Below are 22,454 nucleotides of genomic sequence, written 5' to 3' on the forward strand. Positions count from 1 at the left end.
TTCCATCAGCAGTCCTTCACAACACTGAATGCCTCCACGTCCTCGCTTTGACCGTCGCGCCCCCGTCCGGGAGCTCCCCAACATCAATGACCGCATCAATTACCCACAACTAAGGGTTGTTGATGCAGACGGAGAGCAGCTCGGGGTGATCGACCGGGAGAAGGCATTAGAAGTTGCGCGTGAGCGCGAGCTTGATCTCGTTTTGGTGAGCGAGAAAGCCGATCCGCCGGTTTGCCGGATCATGGACTACGGAAAATTCAAATTCGAGCAAGAAAAGAAGGCCAAAGAAGCAAAGAAAAAATCGCATCAGACCGAAGTCAAAGAGGTCAAGATGCGTTACAAGATCGACCAGCACGATTACGACGTTCGCATCGGCCAAGCGCAGCGCTTCCTTAAAGCGGGCGACAAGGTGAAATGCACGGTGATTTTCCGAGGTCGAGAAATTCAGCACACCGCGTTGGCCGAGGTCTTGCTGCGCCGCATGGCCAAAGACCTGGAAGAGCCCGCCGAGGTGCAACAGCCCCCGAAGCGCGAGGGCCGCAACATGATCATGTTCCTCACACCCCGCAAAGCGCCGCTCTTGAAGAAAGACAAGGAAGAAGGCACGGGGAATAACGCGGTGCGCACCATTCCTTCACCAGCTCGTCGGATCAGCACTCAAGACTGAGCGGTATCCGATAGCGCTGCATCCAACAACAATCGCCAGCCCTCCCTCGCTGAGGCCTGGTGATATTGATCACGGGCCTCACACATGAAGCCATGATCAGCGCCTTCCAAAAGGCTGTAGCGCAAACGAAGCCCGGTGGGATCCTCCGCTCGTAACGCCGCTTGAATCGCCCGCTGATCTGAGCTTGGGATCAGGGAATCAATGCTGCCGCACAAACAATGCAGCTCTCCTTCCACGAATGGCAGCAGCTCCAAGCTGGGGGGCCCTCCACCGGGCCGCCCACGGCTCACTCCTGCCCCATAAAAATCCAAGCTGACTTGCACATCAGCGAGGGTGGCGGCCAGTAGAGCGGCATGTCCCCCAAAGCAGAAGCCCACCACCGTGATTCTCAGCGGTTGGCCATTGGCTGGAAGGGTCCGCCCTAACCAATGGATCGAGGCTTGAACATCGGCAAGGATCCCCTCGGTGCTCGTGGCTTCCTTATGGCGCCGCCCTTCACGGGTGGACTCGGAGTCATACCCCAGCTCCAGCTCTGGAGCCGTGCGCGCAAACAGCGGCATCGCTAGGGCTGGAACACCCGCCGCCGACAAGCGGTCGGCCACACCCCGCACCCAAGGGTTCAAGCCAAAGATCTCGGGAAGCACGATGACGGCACGGGTTGCTGGCTTCGCGCTGCTGGTGGGCGCCCACCAGCAGCGCAAGGGCACGGGACCGGTGTTCACCATCTGCCAGGAGCCTGGCGATGGCTCGGGCCGCAAGGGAGGAAGAGAATAAGATATAGACATCAGCGCATGAAGATAAGCCCCTAGATCGGGGCAAGAATCAGCTCAGCAATTGTCACCAAGCCGTCCAGTCCTTAAGGTGGCCACATCAATCCGGTCCACCGGCGTGCGATTCCACATCCAACAGGAAAGCGACATACCGGCATCGACCCAGCTCTACAACCAGATCTGTTTCGCGATCGCCGCCCGGCACTACCCGCCTGGGCACCGTCTTCCGAGTACGAGACAGCTAGCGATGCAGACAGGCTTGCATCGCAACACCATCAGCAAGGTGTACCGCCAGCTCGAAACCGATGGGGTGGTGGAAGCGATGGCAGGCTCTGGGATCTACGTGCGCGATCAACAGAAACCACGGGAGATCCGAACGCCGCCCCATATCCGCAATCGTGGCGTCACCGATCTCGATCGAGAGGTGCGCAAATGCGTGGATGGCCTGCTCAACGCTGGGTGCACCCTGCAGCAAACCAGAGAACTGCTCACCCGTGAAATCGATTGGCGCCTGCGCTGCGGCGCCCGGGTGCTCGTGAGCACTCCGCGAGAAGACATTGGCGCTTCGATGCTGATCGCAGAAGAACTCGAACCCAACATCAACGTGCCCGTGGAAGTGGTGCCGATGGAAGAGCTCGAAAGCGTGCTCGAAAACGCCAGCAACGGCACGGTGGTCACCAGCAGGTACTTCCTCCAACCGATCGAAGAACTGGCCAAGAAGCACGGCGTGCGCGCTGTGGCCGTGGATCTCAACGACTTCAAAGCTGAGTTGGGGATGCTCAAAGAGCTCCGCCAAGGCAGCTGCGTTGGCCTAGTGAGCATCAGCCCCGGCATCCTGCGCGCCGCTGAGGTGATCCTGCACAGCATGCGCGGCAATGACCTGCTGCTGATGACGGCCACCCCTGACATCGGCAGCCGGCTGTTGGCCCTTCTACGCGCCTCTAGCCACGTGCTCTGTGATCGCCCCAGCATGCCGCTTGTGGAGCAAAGCCTGCGTCAAAACCGCTCCCAACTGATGCGCATGCCCCAAGTGCACTGCGCCGAGAGCTACCTCAGTGGTGACACGATCGAACTGCTGCGCAAAGAAATCGGCCTGGTCAGCCACTGATCGGGCACTAATCCGCCGCGATGAGGGTTGCCCGCACGAGATGATGAGCGCATTAGCCACAGGCTCAAAGCGGCAAGGCCATGCTTGATCAAATTCGGGCCGACTTTGCGATCATCCGCGAACGGGATCCTGCAGCGCGCGGGCCACTCGAAATCCTGCTCTGCTATCCAGGCTTTCAAGCGATCAGCTTGCACAGGCTGAGCCATCGGCTCTGGCGCTCCCGCCTACCCCTGAAGTTGCCGGCACGGCTGCTGAGCCAGCTGGGGCGAGGACTTACCGGAGTAGAAATCCATCCAGGCGCCAGGATCGGCCGTGGCGTGTTTATTGATCACGGCATGGGGGTGGTGATTGGGGAAACCAGCGAAATCGGCGATCGCTGCCTGCTGTATCAAGGCGTGACCCTCGGCGGGACAGGCAAGGACCATGGCAAGCGTCACCCCACCCTCGCCAACAACGTGGTGGTGGGAGCCGGCGCCAAGGTGCTGGGGGCGATTGAGGTCGGAGCCAACACAAGAATTGGCGCTGGGTCCGTGGTGGTGCGCAACGTGGAGCAAAACTGCACGGTGGTGGGCATCCCTGGGCGGGTGATTCACCAGAGCGGGGTCCGCATCAACCCCTTGGCGCACTCGGCGTTGCCGGATGCCGAAGCCAATGTGATCCGCAACCTGATGGAGCGGATTGATCAATTGGAAAACCAGGTGGGCGAATTGCAGAGCTGCCTGAAAGCCGTGTCCGCTGGGCGCCCGATGCGTGAGATGAGTGCAGGCAAGTCCCAAAACCTCAAGGATCGGGAAATCCTTGAGTTTCTTGGGGACTAACAGATGAGCATTAGTCAGAGGCCCTAGTCAGACGAAGTCATCCGATAACCTAAAAAGTGGTTCTATTAACTACACCATGATACGAACAATCTAGTCTGCGCCTAGAAGCAAGTCTCATCAATTTACCAATGCAGATATGCAAAACTATTGACTTTCAAGCAATCAATGGCTGCTCAGCAAGAAAAAATACAATCGAAGGCGAGATAAGACTCTGATGCCAGCCGCAATCGCAGGCAAACATCAGTCTTCAATGAAGTGGACAACCTAAGCGGCGGCTAACAAGCACAAATTGTCTAATAAAGTGATGATAACTCTCATTCCAGTATCAGATAAAGTCAATCTTCATTTCTTAAGTGGTAATCCAGCATTCCCGCGTCATAAGGATCACGAGAAGACTCTCCCAACGAAAAGCTCTAAACAGCTAAATACATGCACACAGCAAAACCTCTGGGGTAAAAACCACAAAATTGCGAAACTGACCCTGAACAAGTTTCACAATCCCAGTCCAACCTGAGAAAATCCTATACTCCGGAACACAAGAAGAAAGTGGAACAACACTATATTACGCATGCACCTAGGCATCGACCAGATTAAGCAAATTCATCACTGGGAAAAGTGTTCAGCGAATTGCTACAATGGCAAATAAATCAAAATAGCAATTGAAGCTCTCCATACTGGTAGTGTCTAGAACACCATCCCTTTTGTCCTCACTACTTAACAGCATCTCTACCGCCACCCAGTTAGCACGATCAGATGTTGAGATTTTATGCTCATGGAATGGATCAGATGAAGACGAACAAGCAATTAAAAATACATCTGGCTACAACTTCGAGATCAAACAGAGAGTTCCTTATCACTTCTCAGGAAATATGAACGCACTAGCGTCAGAATCCAAAGGAGAAATCTTATTAATTGTCAATGATGACATCATTATTGATAAGAAAGGGATAGATTACGGGATTGAGATGTTGCTCAAAAACACAAACATAGGATTAATAGGGGCACTCCTCAGATCAAAAAGCAACAAGCTGCAGCACGCAGGCTTCATGTTTGGGAATGATCTAATCCCATACCATTTTCTCGAAGATCTTATTGACATAGAGGAATTTGCCCATGAACATCAATTTTTAACCATGGCGGCAGTCACAGGAGCAATGTTATTAACAAGGAGAAGCGATTTTCAATGTCTTCTATTCAACGAAAGGTACAATCGATGCGGAGAAGATGTTGAACTCAGTCTTGACATGCGGGAAATCCTTCAAAAGAGCGTTTTATTATGCACTAGCTTTAGTGCTGTTCACTATCAATGTGCAACCCGGGCAAAACAACAGGAGATGGGTAACGAGCCAGATGACATAGAACAAATGAAACAAAGAAGAAGAGATTTTTTAAATCAGGCTAATAATAAAATGCTTAGAGAAGAAATTGCCCTAGCAACAATAGTTGCAGAAGCATCATTCAAAAAAATAAACGAACAACAAAAGCACTTAAACAAATGTTTAGATATTGAAAGGAAGTACCATCAATTAAACCTAGAGGTACTTGATCTCAAGGAGCAACTGGAGCAAAATCAATGAAAAATTTTCAACTGAATCAATCAATTCTGAAAGGAAAGAAAATTCTCATCACTGCACTCGATCTTGAACAACAAGAACATCGAGGTATTGCAATGTACTCCAAAGCACTCATCCATCACTTAAACGCACTAGGTGCGGAAGTATGGCTGCTAACCCAATTTTCCCCACATATAAAGGATCTAAAGAAATTACCAACACAAACACAAACAATTATATTTATTTCTAGGACATTAGATGCCCTTGAGCAGGGAAAAGTTAGATATAATTTTGTCGGAGGAAAATACCATATGCTAAATACTATCATGAATAAAGTTAGGCCCTTTAAGCAATTATTGATAGAACTAATTCGTAGGCCAAGACAATATCGGCAAAAACAAATGAAAAGATTCGACTTGACAGAGGTCTCGGATAATCCCAACATGCGGACTGAACGCCTAAAGTACCTACAGTCAGTAAAGGGAATAGTATGCCTTGACAATATTTACACTGCCAGTCAAATTGCCGCAATATTGGATAAACAAAAACCTGTTAGTCTTGACTTGGATGGATTTGATGCATTTATAACAAGTTGTCCTCTTAATCTACGGCCTTTGAATGTACCTATTTTTATTCAAACAATACATGACTTAATTGCGTTAGAATATGCTCCTCACAATGAAAATATGCGTCAGTTCAGCCATCGCCTTCAAGCATGCCTGCCGTCACGACGAATATTTGTATCGACCTCAACAAAACAAAAATTCAAGCAATATATATCTTTTTCTGAGTCAAATAAAAAAGAAGAAGACAAAGAAGTGTCGCTCATTCAACCAACATCTCTCAATCTGCCTGACTTTTTAGACGCGCAAAAAGAAATAAGCTTTGACTTGCCACCAAGTAGTCAAATAATGCAGACTAGAATAGAAAACGACTCAGAAAAAATCCTGAACCCTTTCCGTTATATTTTATTCAACTCATCAGTAGAATCTCGAAAAAACTTACTCTTTTTAGTCAAATCATTTATTGAATCTGGTCTTGGCAATGAAGGGATTCGCTTATGCATCACAGGAAAACTTAAAGAAGATTCATATAGCAAGTCGATAAAAAAGATTGTAGTAAATGACCCATCAATATTTTTAACAGGTTATGTCGATGAATCTACAAAGCTAGAGTTATATTTAAACGCTCTAATGCTTGCCAGCCCTTCTTTAGTAGAAGGATTTGGAATTCCAGTACTAGATGCAGCATGCTTAGGACTACCTGTTCTTGCGAGCTCGTGCAAGGCACATCAAGAAATCAAAAACCTAAAGGATTTCAACAAGATCGTACATTGCATTAATACACTTGACACAAGGAGATGGGCAAGCGCCATGCAGTCAATTGCCAGCATCTATCTTAACAACAACAAATCAAAAGCAGAAACAAGAATTTATAGACTAAGTCGATTCAGCAAGTTAAGCAGAGAAATCAGCTTGGAATTCCAAGATGCCTTAGTGAAGCTGATTTTAACAAATTAGTCATTTAATACCATGCAAATAGGCGACTAACAGCCGGTTTATTCTTCGGCGGAGAACGTTGTGGTGGGTGCCGGAACCAAGGTGGTGGGTGCCATCACCATCGGCACCAACAACCGCATCGGTGCCGGGTCGGTGATGGTGCGCGATGTGGAAAGCGACTGCACCTTTGTGGGCATTCCAGGCCGCGTGATCCACCAGAGCGGCGTGCGGATCAACCCCCTGGCTCACTCCGCCCTGCCGGATGCGGAAGCCAATGTGATCCGCAACCTCATGGAGCGGATAGATCACCTCGAGAACACGGTGTCGAGCCTCAATCCCAACCTGCAGACGCTCAAAGGCCGGGAACGTTTGGAGTTTCTGGGGGACATCACCGGGTGAACCCAACACGCCCCACCAACCCAGCTCTGCTGCGCTGCGGTGGTGGCCTGCCGCAATGAGGCCGATCTGCTGAGCCAGCACCTGCCCCTCTGGATCGCCGAAGGGCTGGAGGTGGTGGTGATTGACCACAGCTCCAACGACACCACCCGCGCCGTGACCGAAGCCTGGCTCGGCCGGGGCATGCTGGCGGTGCAAGAGCTGGAATGGCTGGGGCAGTTCAGCCTCTAACAACAGCTGGCCGCCAAGGAGGCAGCCATCCAGGGGCTTAAGCACGACTGGGTGGTGCACCTCGATACCGATGAGTGGCTGGATAGCCCGGTGGAGGGAGAAACCCTGCAGCAGGCCCTCAGCCGCCAGGCGGCCGGGGGCGCCAATGCCGTGAACTTTGAGGAGTTCGTGCTGCTGCCGCTGAGCCGCAACCAACCGGCGGAGCACTACTACTTCTTTAGGACCGCCGCTGAGAGTTTTCCAATCGCGGCAGCGGCGGTCATCGGCTTATGCAACAAGGGGAAACGCCGCTGCAGCTGGCGGAGGAGAACCTGGTGCTGCGTCACCGGATCGTGCGCCATCAGGCCAACGCCCGGCGCAAGTACCTGAACCGCCGCTTTCAGGCGGAAGAGGTGCAACGGGGCTGGCACCGAAACCGGCTGCGGCTAAGCGCCCGCCAACTCACCTTCCCCGATGCGGCCGAACTAGAGCAATTCACCCATCCCGGCCAACGCCAGCTGAATCGCCGCCATCCCCATCGATACTGGCACTGGCCAGAGGCCAGCAAAGCACGGCCCAGCCGCAGTGTGATCTGCCTCTACGGCTGCGAGAACGACAGTGCACTGCTGGACACGTTCTACAGCTCACCATTGTGGACGCTGATCCGCCAACGCAAAGACACCCTGCTGCTGGAGGTGTGGGGAGGCAGCACGTCCGGCGACCAATTCGATGGACGACGGCTGACCCTTAACACCCCGGAGAACTACCGCCAGCTGAGCCTCAAAACCCTGCAGATGCTGCGCTGGTGCAGCCGTGAGCTGCGGATGAAGCAACTGATCAAGATGGATCTGACCAGCATCCCTACCAGGGCAAACTGGTGATCGATCCGGAGGCACTGGCCCAGTGGGTGGAACGCCGCCTGGAGACGCCTCTTCAGGGGGGTCAGCACTACGACGGCTTGCTGCACCATGCCACCCCGAAGCAGGCGAACATTCTTCAGTGGGGCCGCAACAAGGGCTTGGCGGTGAACCACGAAGCGGTGTTCGGCGTCGACGGGCGGGTGCAAAGTTTCTTCGGCGGCAAGGCCTACGCGATCAGCCGGCCACTGCTGCGCTACATCGCCAGGCATGGGGCACCGTTCGCCCACAAGCATGTGCGCTAACTCCCCGGCGCCGAGGATCTGATGGTGGGCCGGATGGCGGAACGCTTTGCGGCGAAAGGGGGGCGATCAGCAGGCCGCCCCTGATCACTCCTTCGGAACAGGTCGAACCGGGCTGGGCCCCATCAGGCCTGCGCCTCCGACGGGGAGCCGGCCGGCTGAAACATGAACATCGAATAAATCACATTGCGGCGCATATTTGTCATCATTTCCAGGAACATATCGTAGCCCTCATTTTTATATTCAATTAGAGGATCTTTCTGCCCATATCCCCTCAATCCCACCGATTCACGCAGAGCATCCATGGCTTGTAGATGTTCACGCCAGAGCGTATCAATCTGCTGCAAGATGAAGAAACGCTCAGCCTCTCGCATCAGACCGGGACGCAACTCCTCAATCTGACCTTCTTTAAGGTCGTAGGCATTGCGTAATTGTTCTTGCAAAAAGGCCTTGAGATCATCCATCGACAGACCCTGAAGTTGATCAGGCTGGAGATCTTCCAGCAGGTAAACAAACTCCTTCACCTTGCTCACGAGCTGCGAGACATCCCATTCCTCAGGGGGCAGGTCTGGATTCACATAGGCCTCAACAATCTCATTCATCGTGCGCTCGCCGTAGCCAATCACTTGCTTTTTCAGTTCACGGCCATCAAGCACGCGGCGCCTCTCGGTGTACACCGCTTTGCGCTGATTGTTCATCACCTCGTCGTACTCAAACACCTGCTTACGGATGTCGTAGTAGTACGTCTCAACCTTCTTTTGTGCCCCCTCAAGCGAGCGCGTAAGCATGCCCGATTCAATCGGCATGTCTTCTTCCACCCGGAAGGCATTCATCAAGCCAGCTACACGCTCACCACCAAAGATGCGCAGGAGGTTGTCACCCAACGACAGGAAGAACCTGGTGCTGCCAGGGTCACCCTGGCGGCCCGCACGGCCGCGAAGCTGGTTATCAACCCGGCGTGATTCGTGACGCTCCGTGCCAATCACGTGCAGGCCTCCAGCCTCACGCACCCCCATCTCCTCCTTTTTCACCACAGCGTCGTATTCGCCTTTCACCTGGGCGATGGCAGCACGCAGCTGGGCAATCTCAGGATCCTCAGTGGGAGCTTTCTCCGCTGCCGTAGCAATCCGATCTTCCAGTTCGATCACACTCAGGGCGCGATCACCCCAAGCCTTCACCAACTGTTTGGCCAGCTCCACCAGGGCCTGATCCGTCTCCTCCGTGAGCTGGCAGGGATAGAGGTTGCCAATCGCCTTGGCTTCACTCGGGGCATTGCCGTGGGGACCACTCGCTGGCGCCGATTCGGAGAAACCGCCACCGCCCTCAGCACTGCGCTGCAGCGGTACCGGAGGCCGGTGCCCATCCTCCGGCCGCACCAGCCGGGGAAGCAGCACTTCACGCAGCTTGAGGCGCGCCATGTAATCGCTATTGCCGCCAAGAATGATGTCGGTACCGCGTCCCGCCATGTTCGTGGCAATGGTCACAGAGCCAGCCCTACCGGCCTGGGCCACGATTTCCGCTTCCCGCTCCACATTTTCCGGCTTGGCATTCAGCAGGTTGTGGGGGATATTTTCCTCCGCAAGCAAGGCACTCAGCAGCTCACTTTTCTCAACACTGGTGGTGCCCACCAACACGGGGCGACCTTGTTTGTGAACCTCAGCGGTTTCTTTAGCGACGGCACGCCATTTCGCCGTTTCGGTTTTGTAGACCTGATCCACCCAATCCTGACGGGCGCGCACCCGATTCGTCGGAACAATGGCGGTCTGCAAGGAATAGGTTTTTTCGAATTCCGTTTCCTCTGTTTTGGCGGTACCGGTCATCCCGGCCAAACGGGGATAGAGCAGAAAGAAATTCTGGTAAGTAATCGACGCCAACGTTTGCGTTTCTGGCTGAATCTCTAGGCCCTCCTTGGCCTCAATCGCCTGGTGCTGTCCATCACTCCAACGCCGGCCGGGCATCACCCGGCCTGTGAACTCATCCACGATCACCGCTTCACCATCGCGAACGATGTAATTCACATCACGAACAAAGAGCTCCTTGGCCTTCAGGGCATTGGTGATGTAGTGAGCCCATGGATCCTGAGGGTTGTAGAGATCAGCCACGCCAATGAGGGCCTCAGCTTTGGCAAATCCCTCATCGGTGAGTGTGGAACTGCGCTGCTTTTCATCCACCTCGTAATCACCTTCGGGGTCGATGCCGTCTTTGCCCATTTCGGCGGCCCTTTCCAGGGCATTCGCCACCTCTGCAGCTTTCTGGTATTTCTCTTGAGGCCGTTCCACTTGGCCCGAAATGATCAAAGGCGTACGGGCCTCATCAATGAGAATGGAGTCGACTTCGTCGATCACGCAATACTGAAACTCGCGCTGCACCACCTCATTGATATCGGCAGCCATGTTGTCGCGCAAATAATCAAAGCCAAGCTCTGAATTGGTGGCATAGGTGATGTCACAGCCGTAATTAATCCGGCGTTCAGCCGGCGTCATGTCTTGCTGGATCAAGCCCACCGAAAGGCCGAGGAATCGATGCACTTGCCCCATCCATTCCGCATCGCGGCGGGCCAAGTAGTCATTCACCGTGACCACATGCACACCACGGCCGGTGAGCGCATTGAGGTAGCTAGGGAGGGTGGCAACAAGCGTTTTGCCCTCACCGGTTTTCATCTCGGCGATTTGACCCTCATGCAGCACCATGCCACCGATCATTTGCACATCGAAGTGACGCATGCCCAGCACCCGCTTGCCTGCTTCCCGCACCACGGCGAACGCCTCGGGCAACAAGTCATCTAAGAGGGGCCTTTGTTTATCCAGTGTCCCAGCAGCATCCAAGCGCTGACGAAACTCGGCCGTGCGGCGGCGCAGGTCGTCATCGCTTAGGGGCGCAATCTCCTCCTCAAGCACGTTGATGTCAGACACAATCGGCTGATAACGCTTCAGCTTGCGGGCGTTGGGGTCACCCAGCAGGAGCTTGAGCATGGAAAGCGCCAAATCGTCTACAAACCAGATTACTGAGTAAGAGCTAGATCTTCGAATGCAATCCAGAGGAGGATGCCCGCACTGTGATTAATGTCCCCCATGCGAACTGCGCTGAACCTGAGGCATCTGGCCTATTTTTTGCAATCTGAGTCAACAGAAGGCTCTGGACGTCGATCCCAAGCTTTACTAGCGTTTCAAAGCCTGAGACGGCTCAGAGACAGTCGCCCCACGCTCATTCGCATCCTGCGTTGGACGAATGTTTTGGGACGACATAGAGGCAGAGCCAAACTGGCTCTTTGGCGCCAGATTGCCTGCGCCGACAGCCTTGAATTGGACTTCAATGAACAGGACATAGAGCTTGGGGAGGAGCTGAAAAAAACAGCAGCTTGGAAGGAGTGCCACCGCCGACTAGAAGAACGCAATCAATGCCGCATCAAAGTTATTTGGAATCACCGTGGACGCATCCATCGGCCAGATCAACTACTTACTTCTCTCAAAAAATGTATCGAGAAGGATCACCTCTCCCATCTGATTTTCTGGCATCACCATGACAAGAGGGGATTAGTTCCAAAAACATGGCTGCAATCCCTACAAGCCTTACGCCGTGAAGGCTGGCTTGTCGTGGTCTCAAGCTCTCATCTAAGTGAGAACACCTTCCAAGAGCTTGAAAAATCCCAGTTTCTTATTAGCTTGCGAGAAAACCTCGGACTTTGTCTTGGAGCCTACCGGGATTTCTGCTGCCTACTTCAGGAGCGACCGTCTCTGCTGTCACAACTCGATTCTTTAGTGCTCGCCAACGACAGCACTCTCCCTGTGCAAGGAGAGCAGTCCTTGGCAAGATGCCTGAAAGAGATGCGCAATGAGCTGAAACAAGAGATGCCACAGCTGGGGGGACTCACCGATTCCATCGAACGCGAGCGTTATCACCTGCAGTCGTACTTGCTGATGGCGAATGCTCCGCTTTTTGGTAGCAGATTTTGGAAGACTTTCTGGCAGCAATTTGATATCAATGGGGACAAAGATGCTCTCATTGATCAAGGTGAAATCGGACTTAGCCAAACAGTCATCGCCAATGGTGGCGACACGTGGGCCCGTCACTCACTCATCAACACGCTTACACAAACCAATGGGAGCGGTGAGGAGCTTAGTGCCTGTAACGTCCGCCAGCTCAGCGACGTCAACCTCACCCTGTTTGCTTGGCAATCCTTGCTGAGAGATGGCTGCCCTTTGATCAAAAAACAAGTTTTGTTCAATCCACCATCCCGTGGCGACAGCGCGATCAAGACAATTCCTTTAACGGAACTGCAATGCCATCTGCAGAAGCTTGAGCCCGAATTGCTGAACGACCTTGAAGACCTCCTGAGGTCAAGATTTTTAAGAGCTTGATACAGTTACCAAAATCGTTAGTCACCGATGCGCCTGTCCATATTGATGGTGGCGAGAACGACCTCATTAACGCTGCAAACCAGGCCGAAACACAGAGTGGATTCTCATGAGAACTCAGCTAACAAAACAAACATCCAACATCCGCTAGGGGAGGAGAAGGGGGCAATTAATGCCAACATGACTCTTATGTGAATCACCAAGGCCTTGGCATTCTGGGATCAACAGCGCTGTGCTCTCGTTCTGGGGATGCACAACAGCGGAACAAGCCTTCTCGGGAACCTGATGCATGGCGCAGAGGTCCCGATGGGACCAAGTCTGCTATTACGCAATAGCATACCCAAGGATCGCAGACCAAGATAAGACTATTTTGAAGACTCAGAGATCGTTGACCTGCAAGACCGCGCTCTACTCGAAATAAGACGACATTGGAGCAGCTACAGAGCATCATATTCGCTACCACCCTGTAATCACCCAGGACGGATTGCGTTCAGGGATCAGTTAGCAAAGCTCCTACCAACACGATTCTCAAAAAACAAGTTGTGGCTCGTCAAAGATCCGCGAAGCGCAGTTTTGGTTGATGATTGGATAGAAGTACTCAATAGCCTAAATATTGATACCCGCCTGCTAATTGTACATCGGGACCCATGGAGCAACATTCGTTCATTCAGTAGTAAAGGACAAGTCCCAGAGCTTTGGGCAGAAGCTCTATGGCAACGCACATACTTCAATGCCTTGCAAGCAGCGAAAAAGCAAACTTCAGAGAAAGTAGTAACAACAAGTTTTGAAGACTTACTGTCCCAACCAATCCAAGAGGTACAACGTCTCTGCAAAATGCTGGACTGGCAACTAGACAGTGAGTCACTAAAAAAAATCGAGGCACGTATTAACTACAACTTGACGACAGAATCTAATCAACAATTAGATACAGCAATCAAAAATGAAAGCCAAAGGCTCCTTCATCCCTCCACGACAGCATTACAGACGCAACTAAATACGGAATACAGGGAAGTGAGACTTCAATTATTGGCAGATGAACTAGAGAGAACTACAACAAGCCACGAACAGGGATTACAACTAAACGAAATACGATTACAAGAGCAAAGTTTATTGCCGAAAGTGAAAGTAACAATCGTAACTTCGGAACTGCAAGGATGGGGAAGAAGCGGCGGAATCGGCTCAGCCTATAGAGAGTTAGCGTCTGCCTTGGCAACATCTGGCCATTGCATTCGAGTCGTTCTTGTACAATCAGGTCCAATTAAAGGGGAGAAGATCGGGGCGAATATTGAAGTAAGTCATCTTGATAGTAGTGGAGAATCAAGATTAAGTCTCGTTCGAAAGATTGCACGATCATTGAAACAACAACGTACAGATGTAGTCCATCTGCATGATTGGCTTGGCTTCGCGAGTGGACTGAAAGAAGCACTAGGACCAGAGGGGCCGCAACTCATCGTGGGAATCCATGGCCCAAGCGCCTGGGCTCGAAGCGCCAACAACTGGCCTCTAGGATCAGACGGAGGATTGTTAGCAACAGAAGCGCAATTATTTGATGAGGGGATCGTGCAGGCACTGGAGCTCGATGGAATAAAACAGGCTGACTGGCTGATATCTCCGTCAATATCGTTAAAAAGCTGGGTGAATAAAAATATACTCACAACAGACCAAGAGACATCAATCCTCGTCAATCGAAATTGCCCACTGCCACAAAGGCTAAAACAAGATGAGAATACATTAACCGATAAGAATACAGGAGCAAAATGCGTTTATTTTGGTCGACTGGAAAAAAGGAAAGGCTTAATATTATTCATAGATGCCATACTGAAGATGGCAGTGCCACCATACAAACTAATATTTATAGGAAGCGATTCCGTTGTTGGACTCAAAGCTGATGGAACACCAGAATGGGGGACAGAATTTGTCAAAAGAAAGTTGGTTAATACTGGAATACAAATAGAATTTGAGGTTAATTTGTCACGCGATCTGGCCCTAGAAAAACTTATAGCGATCAAGCCAATCGTCGTCATTCCATCCTTGATCGAAAATAGTCCATGCGTTGTGGATGAACTACTAGACAGTGGTATAAAGATGGTAGTAACAAACGTAGGTGGCACAGCAGAGCTGATTCGAAAAGAGGATCGCTGCTGGTTAACATCACCAAATCCAGAAGAACTTGCAAGGCACCTAGACCTCGCCATTGAAAGCGAGATCAAAGATCCTAAGGCTTATCAACTCCGCCCAGCCATAGAAACATGGAAAATACAACTCAGTTGGCAAGCATTTCATGAGAGGCTACCAAGGGCGAAGATAAACGAAACAGAGAGATCACAAGGGACAGACGAGACATCGCAGCAAACCAAAGATCCATGGCCACTTTGGCGAAGAGCAATTCGAAAGACTAACGTTCTAGCAAAGCAAGCCACTCAAAATTTAATAAAGACTGTTCATCACCTGTCAAAACAATGATCACAACAAAAAAAGGAAATCTCAGGCTCAAAGAAGTACAGAGAAAGGTAAAGTCCAAACTAGGACTAAGAGAAATAAACCCACGCCCACATTTCCTGGGTGTTGGCACACAAAAAGGAGGAACAACAACTCTCTATCAACTGCTAAAAAAACACCCCGAGATTCACTTGCCTGAAAATAAAGAAATTCATTTTTTCACAAAATACTATGATCGAGGAGAAAATTGGTACCGAAGCCAATTTAAGGATGCACCCGCAGGAAAGATACGCGGAGAAATAACTCGTTACTACCTGTTCTATGCAGCCGCACCTCAACGGATACATAGATTTAGAACTGACATGAAAATCATTGCACTCGTCAGAAACCCGATAGAAAGAACACTGTCTCAATATTTTCACTCATACCGATTGAAACGAGAAACACTAACACTAGAAAAAGCATTAGCGGCAGAACAAGAACGATTGAACGGCATAGAAGAAAAAATATTAGTCCATGGAGGAAATAATCTAAGCTACCAAGAACATAGCTATGTCTCCCGCAGCAGATACGAGACACAACTTGAACGGTACTTCAACTTTTTCGGGAAAGAGAATGTCCTGGTATTACGAAGCGAAGACCTATTTGATGGAAACCGAAACGCAGTCATTGCTATACAAGAACATCTAGAACTTGCACCTTTCCCAAAAGATACAGTAATACCACGCGCAAATCAAGGATTTAGCGAGTCCGATAAAGTATCACAAAAAATACGGGAAAGGTTAAAAGGGGAATTTCAGGCAACATTTAGATGGATGAAAGAAACACTAAACATTGAATGGAATACATAAAAAAGCAAGGCATGCCGACGAAAGCAAGGATCAAGGTTTATTCAGAAGGATACAACAATAAATAGCTTATACGCAAAAGTATGGACAAAACTAGCTTAGGGCAAAACATTTGTTAGCAGAGAAGGCACAAAGCAAAAAGGAAATCAAAGGAGCTGCCGGCATCAGGATATACCAAGACATAGATGGATCAACAACGCTAAAATTCACCAACAAACACTGGCAACAGAGGCGGACAAGTGGAAGAAGCATAACAAAAGGAGCATGGATATTAATAACAATATGTCTATCAGCAAGGAAGCAATAGCTGTTTTTTTCACAGCCGCAGATACAACTTCATCACTTGAAAAGTCAAGGTGTAGAATGCCTGTGCTTAGGCAAACTAGGCCAAGACGTGGCAAAATTTAGTATTCACAAATCCATTCACCAATCACCTCAAGCATCACTAGCAATGACGAACACGGGCTCTTTAATCAAAACGATTCCCGAGAAAATCGTTGCCATGCTTCAACGCCACAATATGTTGGCAACGTTAGTCAAACGAGAAATCATGGCTAATGCGCTGTCAAGCGTAACCATCCACCCTGATGAAAGCAAAAAATTATTGAGCAGATACTGCAAACAATTAAAAATCAAAAGCAGTGAATCACTGGTTAGTCACATCAAAAGCAAGGGGATTACAGAAGCAGATTTATCATGGCAGCTAGAACTTTTGCTCAGAATTAAAATATACAGTTTGGCAACATTTGGTGCCAAAGCTGAACAACGATTCCTGGAAAGAAAGGATAGCCTTGATTTAGTAACCTATAGCCTTCTACGCCTTGACAGCCAGTATCTCGCTCGTGAGCTGTATTTACAAATTGAAGAAGAAGAAAACGACTTCGCAGACTTGGCCGCAAAACACTCATCGGGTCCCGAAAAGCATAAGAATGGCCAAATCGGTCCTATATCGCTAACCAAGGCACACCCAATTCTTGCAGAAAAGCTCCGAACCCATGAACCAGGGGCATTGATTGAACCCTTCAAAATTCAAAACTGGTGGCTTGTAGTTAGACTTGACGATTACAAACAAGCAAGCTTTAATGACCAGATAAAACAGAAAATGTGTACAGAGCTTTTTGAAAAGTGGGCAGAAGAAGAGACAACCAGTATTTTGTCAAGCCATCAAGCTCACAGTTCAACCGCATCGCCCACCTGAATTCGTAAATCAATGTCGACAATCAAAGCTAATTACCTCAAAAAGCATCCAGCTTTTCAAGGACTAAGTGATGACGCAATAGAACAGTTATCTAAAGCAAGTGAACTCTTATCATTTGAAGCAGGGCAACCAATTTGCAAAAGAAGTTTAATACCAAATCAAATTATTATTATTATAGAAGGTAGCGCGAGATTACTGATTGGAGAAGATGGAAAGCCTCAAACTCTTAAGAAACTAGGAGTTAATGATATAGTTGGTCTTGCATCTATTCTTCAAACATCAGGTTGCGAAGAAGTTGCGGCGTGCGAAATTCTGCACGGCATTGCAATTTCGGACAGCAAAATCGTACAATTAATCGAGGAAGAGCCAACATTTAGGCAGTGGTGCCAGTCTAACTTATTCGCAGCAGAGCTTTACTCAATTCTCCAACTTGTACTAAAAAGCGACACACTTAATGGAAGGCTCTCGAAGCAATCGTTCATCCTAGCCAAAGAGGCAGCCATAACAATAAAACCTATACCAGAAGAATTAAAAAACGCCATTACGAATGATAGGAAAGTATTTGTAGGTAGCGCTAACACTATAAACAGAACTTTAGGAGAAGAACTTTTCATCAATGATGGCTGGCCAGCAGTACGCGGACCAATTCCTCTTCGATTAATCTCCATAACAACGAAAGTGCATCAATCGTTGATTGGGGAAGGCAATGTCGCCTCAATTGTTCATCAAACTCATTCAAGCGATCATGTTCATATTGCAAATTCACAATTAGCTGCTGCTCCAGTAGCAAGCGGTTTAAATCTTGAAGGAAGCAATAACATTGAGTCGTTCGAGATGATAATGGCCGATGGAATGATGGAAGAGATTTCGGCATGCTTTAAAATGCTAAGTAAGCTAATGAAACTTCCGTATCGTCGTGACAGTATTGATAAAATGCTGCGCGATTCAATGCGACGAGGTCAAACACCAAACTTACAGCAATTAGGACAATTAGCAGCAACGATGGGGTTACACGTGATGGGCTCACGGGTCAAAGCTGAATATGGGAACCGTCTACAAGTACCAGCGCTAGTCAGTTACAAAACTGGATTCGCATTAGCTGTAACCAGTAATGCCAATGGATTACGACTTGCAAGTCCTAGAAAAGGGTGGGTACAGGTCACAGTTGATCAGCTCGAATCAGAATTCCCTGCTGGAATCGAATTGTTATTAGTGGATCGTACCAATGCAACCCCAGAACAACGATTTAACTTCGGCTGGTTCCTGCCCGCAATCAAGCGCCACAGAAATGTACTGATTCAAGTGTTACTTGCATCCTTCGTGGTGCAATTGTTTAGCTTAGCAAATCCACTGCTGATTCAGATCATTATTGACAAAGTCATTAATCAACGCAGTTTAGATACTTTGCAAGTATTGGGCTTAGCCCTTGTTGTTGTCACTGTCTTGGAAGGTTTGTTAAGCACTCTTCGAACATTTCTATTTACTGAAACAACAAATCGAATCGACCTTCGCCTTGGGTCAGAAGTTATTGATCATCTTTTGCGATTACCACTGGGGTATTTCGACAGGAGACCTGTGGGTGAATTGGGAACCAGAATCGGAGAAATGGAGAAAATAAGAAACTTTCTGACGGGTCAAGCCTTAACCACGGTTATAGATGCGGCATTTTCGGTGATTTACATCATCGTAATGGCTTTATATAGTTGGTTACTAACTTTAGTGGCATTAGCAGTTATACCGATACAAGTTTTCATCACTGTACTCGGAGCTCCATTGTTCCGTCGTCAATACCGTCAAGCAGCTCAAGAAAATGCAAAGACACAAAGTCACCTCGTTGAAGTGTTAACTGGTATACAAACAGTGAAAGCACAAAACGTTGAAGTTGTAAGTCGGTGGAAGTGGCAAGAAATGTATCACACTTATATCAACCGCACCTTTGAGAAAAAAATAACTGGCACCCTCCTAAGTCAAACAAGTCAAGTCCTGCAAAAATTATCACAACTATTGGTACTTTGGGTAGGAGCAACACTTGTTCTTCAAGGGGATTTGTCACTTGGACAACTCATAGCTTTCAGAATCATTTCGGGATACGTTACACAACCAATTCTAAGATTATCAAATATTTGGCAAAGCATACAAGAATTGAAGGTAAGCTTTGAAAGACTTGCAGATGTTGTGGATACTCCGCAAGAGTCAAACGAAGAAGATCAGAAAAAAATTCCTCTTCCGCCAATTAACGGATCAGTAAGGTTTGAAAATTTAGATTTTAGGTTTGGTCCTGCCAAACCATTAATACTCAAGAATATCAATTTAGATATCCGCCAAGGCATGTTTGTGGGAGTCGTTGGTCAAAGCGGGAGTGGAAAGAGTACACTTATGAAACTTCTACCCAGGCTTTACTCACCTGAGAATGGAAGAATACTTATTGACGGTTATGATATTGATAAAACAGAACTTTATTCACTCCGTAGACAAATTGGAATCGTGCCGCAAGACCCACTATTATTTAGTGGAAGCGTAAGTGACAATATTGCGCTCACAGACCCTGAAGCAAGTTCTGATGAAATCGTTCAGGCAGCGCAGTTAGCATGCGCCCATGAATTCATTATGGAACTCCCTACTGGATACAGCACAGATGTTGGTGAACGTGGAGGCGCACTCAGTGGCGGCCAACGGCAACGGATTGCTATCGCAAGAACTCTTTTGAGTAACCCAAAACTCCTAGTCATGGATGAAGCAACGAGTGCACTTGATTACGACACAGAAAGAAGAGTTTGCGAAAGGTTGCGCTCATCACTCATTCATTCAACTGTATTCTTTATTACGCACCGCTTATCAACCATTCGTCGTGCAGATCTGATTGTGATGATGCACCAAGGTGTCGTTGTTGAACAAGGAACTCATGATGAGCTCATTGATCTACGTGGAAGATATTATGCCCTATACTGCCAGCAGGAGAAGAATTAATGAAAAAATCCTCTTCAATTGTGCAAAAAGCACAAGCAGCCATAGAGAAACGTTCGAAAATCAATGACGATAGTCAAGCTATTAGGCCATCTAACCTTTGGTTAAGAGCAACAACCTGGACATTAATGGGTACAGCCTTTATCGCAGTTATGTTTCTAGGATTTGCCCAAACAGAAGAAATTATTGTGGTTACCGGACAACTGAAGCCAGAGGGAGATGTAAAAGATGTTCAAGTCCCATTAGGTGGAGTTGTTGATGAGATATTAGTTAAAGAAGGTGAGAAAGTGGAAGCAGGTCAAGTTTTGATTCGTCTTGATTCGGAAGCAACAGTTGACTTCGAAAAAAACATCATTGAATCAATTACATTAAAGCAACTTCAAATTTCACTCAAAAAAGAAGAGTTGCGTCAGTACTTACTATTAAACGATACTCAACAAAATGTTTTAAACAAGAATCTGCTGTTGCAGAGAGACATTTTAAAGCGTTTTTCAGTATTGGAGTCGGAAGGAGCAGGGTCAGAGCTTCAGCTACTTCAGCAAAGTGACAAGGTGGAACAAGTAGCAGGTGAACTCCAGAAAACAATCGTAGACCGTGAGATGCAACAATCTGTGATTAGCCAACAAATCCAGCAGATTCTAAGCGAGCTAACATCGCTGAGAAGTAAACTAAAAGAACAGTCAGTCAATCTACGCTACCAGGTCATCAAGGCTCCAATAGCCGGGATTATCTTTGATTTCAAACCTCAAGGAGTTGGGTTTGTAGCAAAAACCAGTGAACCTGTAATGAAGATAGTTCCGTTGAATCGACTTGAAGCGCAAGTTGAAATACCTAGCAGTGACATAGGTTTTGTTAAGGTAGGCCAACAAGCTGATCTTAGTATTGACTCATTTCCCGCATCAGATTTTGGCGCTCTAGAAGGTTCTATAACTAGCATCGGATCAGATGCTCTTCCACCCGACCAATCCAAGGCAAGAAGTGATTATAGTTTTCCAGCAACAATCGAACTTAACAGCCAAAAATTAAATGTTAAGAATGGGCGTAGTTTGCCATTGCAAGTAGGAATGACCTTGAGTGCTAACATCAAGCTTCGCCAAGTAAGCTATCTTCAGCTATTAATAGGGAAATTCAAGGACAAAACTGACTCTCTACGGGAAATCTAAGAAAATACTTAAGCTAAGATCCACTAAAAGAACTGTCCTCAATGGTTGACAAATAGCCCTTAGTCAGGGTATATTTGACAATTAATCTATTTAAAGCCTTGGCGATTACCAATGTCGACGGTGTTACAGTAGATATTTCTAATACCCCTGCGGTAGTTGGAACAAACGCTGCTGACATTATCCAATCATTGGGTCAGCTTGATGGAGGGTCGATCAATGCTCTTGAAGGTGACGATTCGTTGTTTGTTGAAACGCGTAATAATGACTCTAGTGGCTTTGTAGTTGACGGCAATGATGGCGATGACCTTGTCGTTATTGACAACGATAGTACTTCCGAAGACCCAGCAGTTGGTCGAGTTTCTTCCTTCACCGCATTCGGCGGAGAGGGTGATGACTCAATCGTAATTGCGGATCTCATTGTTGGTGCCGGTTCACAGCTCATCGGCAACTCTGGTGAAGACTCCATTTTCGTAGATACTGAAAACGCTGTTGACGGTCTCCTAGTCGAGGGTAATCAAGATGCCGACGTTATTGCAATCATTGGCGTATCCTCTGAAACGCAGCTTCCGGATTTCGACAATTCTCAAGTTTCTGGCGGAGAAGGAAATGACAGTATTGGAATAGGTACAATCCTAGGTCTCGTCACAGATTTCACTTTCACCGTCCAAAACGTCGACAACGCTCTCTTGAGTGGAGATTCAGGTGATGACGAAATAAATGTTTACTCCAACACCCTGACAAATTCCGATGTATCCGGTGGCGATGGCTCAGATTCCATCGTTATCAATTCAAGTAATAGGGCAGCGCATAATGTCATTACTGGAAATGAGGGTGATGATACGGTATTGGTGTTTGGACCTGATATCATTAATTCTTCCGTCATAGGTGGTGATGGCAATGACAGCATTTCCACAGTTAATGCTTTTCTGACTGGAGGATCAATTGAAGGCAACGATGGAGAAGATTCACTTTCCCTTGGGCTTTTAGATAGCGTAGCTGTTAACGGCAATGCCGACAATGACGCCATTGACCTTAGAGGGAATATTGTCTCTTCATCTATCGAGGGTGGTCAAGGGGATGACATTATTAGCTCTTTTATTGATGACTCCATTGCCATCATCGATAGCGTCATTGCTGGTGATAAGGGTGATGACGTTTTCGGATTAGAAGCCGGTCTCTTTAACTCTTCCGTCATAGGTGGTGATGGCAATGACATCATTTCCACAGAAAATGCTTTTGTGACTGGAGGATCAATTGAAGGTAACAATGGAGAAGATTCACTTTCCCTTGGGCTTTTAGATAGCGTA

Annotated in this window: 16 protein-coding genes and 2 pseudogenes; 15 read left to right on the forward strand and 3 right to left on the reverse strand. The window is 48.4% G+C overall.

What is annotated here, in order from left to right:
• The first annotated feature begins 28 nt into the window (after positions 1–28).
• On the forward strand, positions 29–667 hold the full coding sequence (gene infC, locus SYN8016DRAFT_RS08435) for a translation initiation factor IF-3 (protein WP_006853939.1): 639 nt from the start codon (positions 29–31) through the stop codon (positions 665–667).
• On the opposite strand, the gene SYN8016DRAFT_RS08440 is transcribed toward infC, so the two are convergent.
• Entirely contained in the window at positions 658–1,452 is a 795-nt protein-coding gene (locus SYN8016DRAFT_RS08440) for a dienelactone hydrolase family protein (RefSeq protein ID WP_006853940.1), read from the reverse strand. The two genes, infC and SYN8016DRAFT_RS08440, sit on opposite strands and share 10 nt — an antisense overlap.
• Before the next feature lie 103 nt (positions 1,453–1,555).
• Here SYN8016DRAFT_RS08440 and SYN8016DRAFT_RS08445 point away from each other — a divergent pair, with 103 nt between their 5' ends.
• From SYN8016DRAFT_RS08445 to SYN8016DRAFT_RS08480, 7 genes and pseudogenes are all read left to right on the forward strand, one after another.
• Positions 1,556–2,545 (forward strand): GntR family transcriptional regulator, encoded by a 990-nt coding sequence (locus SYN8016DRAFT_RS08445; protein WP_038014178.1) that lies wholly within the window; start codon positions 1,556–1,558, stop codon positions 2,543–2,545.
• 80 nt (positions 2,546–2,625) lie between these two features.
• Positions 2,626–3,363 (forward strand): serine O-acetyltransferase EpsC, encoded by a 738-nt coding sequence (epsC, locus tag SYN8016DRAFT_RS08450; RefSeq protein ID WP_006853942.1) that lies wholly within the window; start codon positions 2,626–2,628, stop codon positions 3,361–3,363.
• A 701-nt stretch (positions 3,364–4,064) separates the two neighbouring features.
• Entirely contained in the window at positions 4,065–4,940 is an 876-nt protein-coding gene (locus SYN8016DRAFT_RS08455) for a glycosyltransferase (protein WP_216725586.1), read from the forward strand.
• Positions 4,937–6,436 carry a glycosyltransferase gene (locus SYN8016DRAFT_RS08460; protein ID WP_006853944.1) on the forward strand — a complete coding sequence of 500 codons (1,500 nt, stop codon included), beginning with the start codon at positions 4,937–4,939 and terminating at the stop codon, positions 6,434–6,436. Before SYN8016DRAFT_RS08455 ends, SYN8016DRAFT_RS08460 begins: the two co-directional genes overlap by 4 nt.
• A 48-nt stretch (positions 6,437–6,484) precedes the next feature.
• Positions 6,485–6,814, forward strand: a pseudogene (locus tag SYN8016DRAFT_RS15790) (serine O-acetyltransferase); the annotation flags it as partial.
• A 497-nt stretch (positions 6,815–7,311) separates the two neighbouring features.
• Entirely contained in the window at positions 7,312–7,902 is a 591-nt protein-coding gene (locus SYN8016DRAFT_RS08475) for a hypothetical protein (protein WP_006853946.1), read from the forward strand.
• Positions 7,899–8,183, forward strand: a complete 285-nt coding sequence (locus tag SYN8016DRAFT_RS08480) for a hypothetical protein (protein ID WP_006853947.1) — start codon at positions 7,899–7,901, stop codon at positions 8,181–8,183. The genes SYN8016DRAFT_RS08475 and SYN8016DRAFT_RS08480 overlap by 4 nt, the downstream gene beginning before the upstream one ends.
• Before the next feature lie 122 nt (positions 8,184–8,305).
• On the opposite strand, the gene secA is transcribed toward SYN8016DRAFT_RS08480, so the two are convergent.
• Positions 8,306–11,152: a preprotein translocase subunit SecA gene (secA, locus tag SYN8016DRAFT_RS08485; protein ID WP_006853948.1), complete on the reverse strand. Its 2,847-nt coding sequence runs from the start codon at positions 11,150–11,152 to the stop codon at positions 8,306–8,308.
• 99 nt (positions 11,153–11,251) lie between these two features.
• On the opposite strand from secA, the gene SYN8016DRAFT_RS08490 reads away from it, so the two are divergent.
• Positions 11,252–12,538, forward strand: a complete 1,287-nt coding sequence (locus SYN8016DRAFT_RS08490; RefSeq protein WP_006853949.1) for a rhamnan synthesis F family protein — start codon at positions 11,252–11,254, stop codon at positions 12,536–12,538.
• A 144-nt stretch (positions 12,539–12,682) separates the two neighbouring features.
• Here the strand turns inward: SYN8016DRAFT_RS08490 and SYN8016DRAFT_RS15355 are convergent, their stop codons facing one another.
• The gene (locus tag SYN8016DRAFT_RS15355) at positions 12,683–12,826 is read right to left on the reverse strand and encodes a hypothetical protein (protein WP_006853950.1); all 144 of its coding nucleotides are present in this window, start codon (positions 12,824–12,826) and stop codon (positions 12,683–12,685) included.
• A 249-nt stretch (positions 12,827–13,075) separates the two neighbouring features.
• On the opposite strand from SYN8016DRAFT_RS15355, the gene SYN8016DRAFT_RS08495 reads away from it, so the two are divergent.
• The 6 genes and pseudogenes from SYN8016DRAFT_RS08495 to SYN8016DRAFT_RS08520 all read left to right on the forward strand — a co-directional run.
• Positions 13,076–14,998, forward strand: coding sequence for a glycosyltransferase (locus tag SYN8016DRAFT_RS08495; RefSeq protein WP_006853951.1), 1,923 nt, complete (start codon positions 13,076–13,078; stop codon positions 14,996–14,998).
• Positions 14,995–15,825, forward strand: a complete 831-nt coding sequence (locus SYN8016DRAFT_RS08500; protein WP_006853952.1) for a sulfotransferase domain-containing protein — start codon at positions 14,995–14,997, stop codon at positions 15,823–15,825. The genes SYN8016DRAFT_RS08495 and SYN8016DRAFT_RS08500 overlap by 4 nt, the downstream gene beginning before the upstream one ends.
• A gap of 391 nt (positions 15,826–16,216) precedes the next feature.
• Positions 16,217–17,020 (forward strand): peptidylprolyl isomerase, encoded by an 804-nt coding sequence (locus SYN8016DRAFT_RS08505; protein ID WP_216725587.1) that lies wholly within the window; start codon positions 16,217–16,219, stop codon positions 17,018–17,020.
• A 12-nt stretch (positions 17,021–17,032) separates the two neighbouring features.
• The gene (locus SYN8016DRAFT_RS08510; RefSeq protein WP_006853954.1) at positions 17,033–19,987 is read left to right on the forward strand and encodes a peptidase domain-containing ABC transporter; all 2,955 of its coding nucleotides are present in this window, start codon (positions 17,033–17,035) and stop codon (positions 19,985–19,987) included.
• Positions 19,987–21,147, forward strand: coding sequence for an HlyD family secretion protein (locus SYN8016DRAFT_RS08515; RefSeq protein ID WP_006853955.1), 1,161 nt, complete (start codon positions 19,987–19,989; stop codon positions 21,145–21,147). Before SYN8016DRAFT_RS08510 ends, SYN8016DRAFT_RS08515 begins: the two co-directional genes overlap by 1 nt.
• Before the next feature lie 98 nt (positions 21,148–21,245).
• Positions 21,246–22,454: pseudogene (locus SYN8016DRAFT_RS08520) on the forward strand (hypothetical protein); the annotation flags it as partial.

The sequence above is a fragment of the Synechococcus sp. WH 8016 genome, from assembly GCF_000230675.1.
Taxonomy (GTDB): domain Bacteria; phylum Cyanobacteriota; class Cyanobacteriia; order PCC-6307; family Cyanobiaceae; genus Synechococcus_C.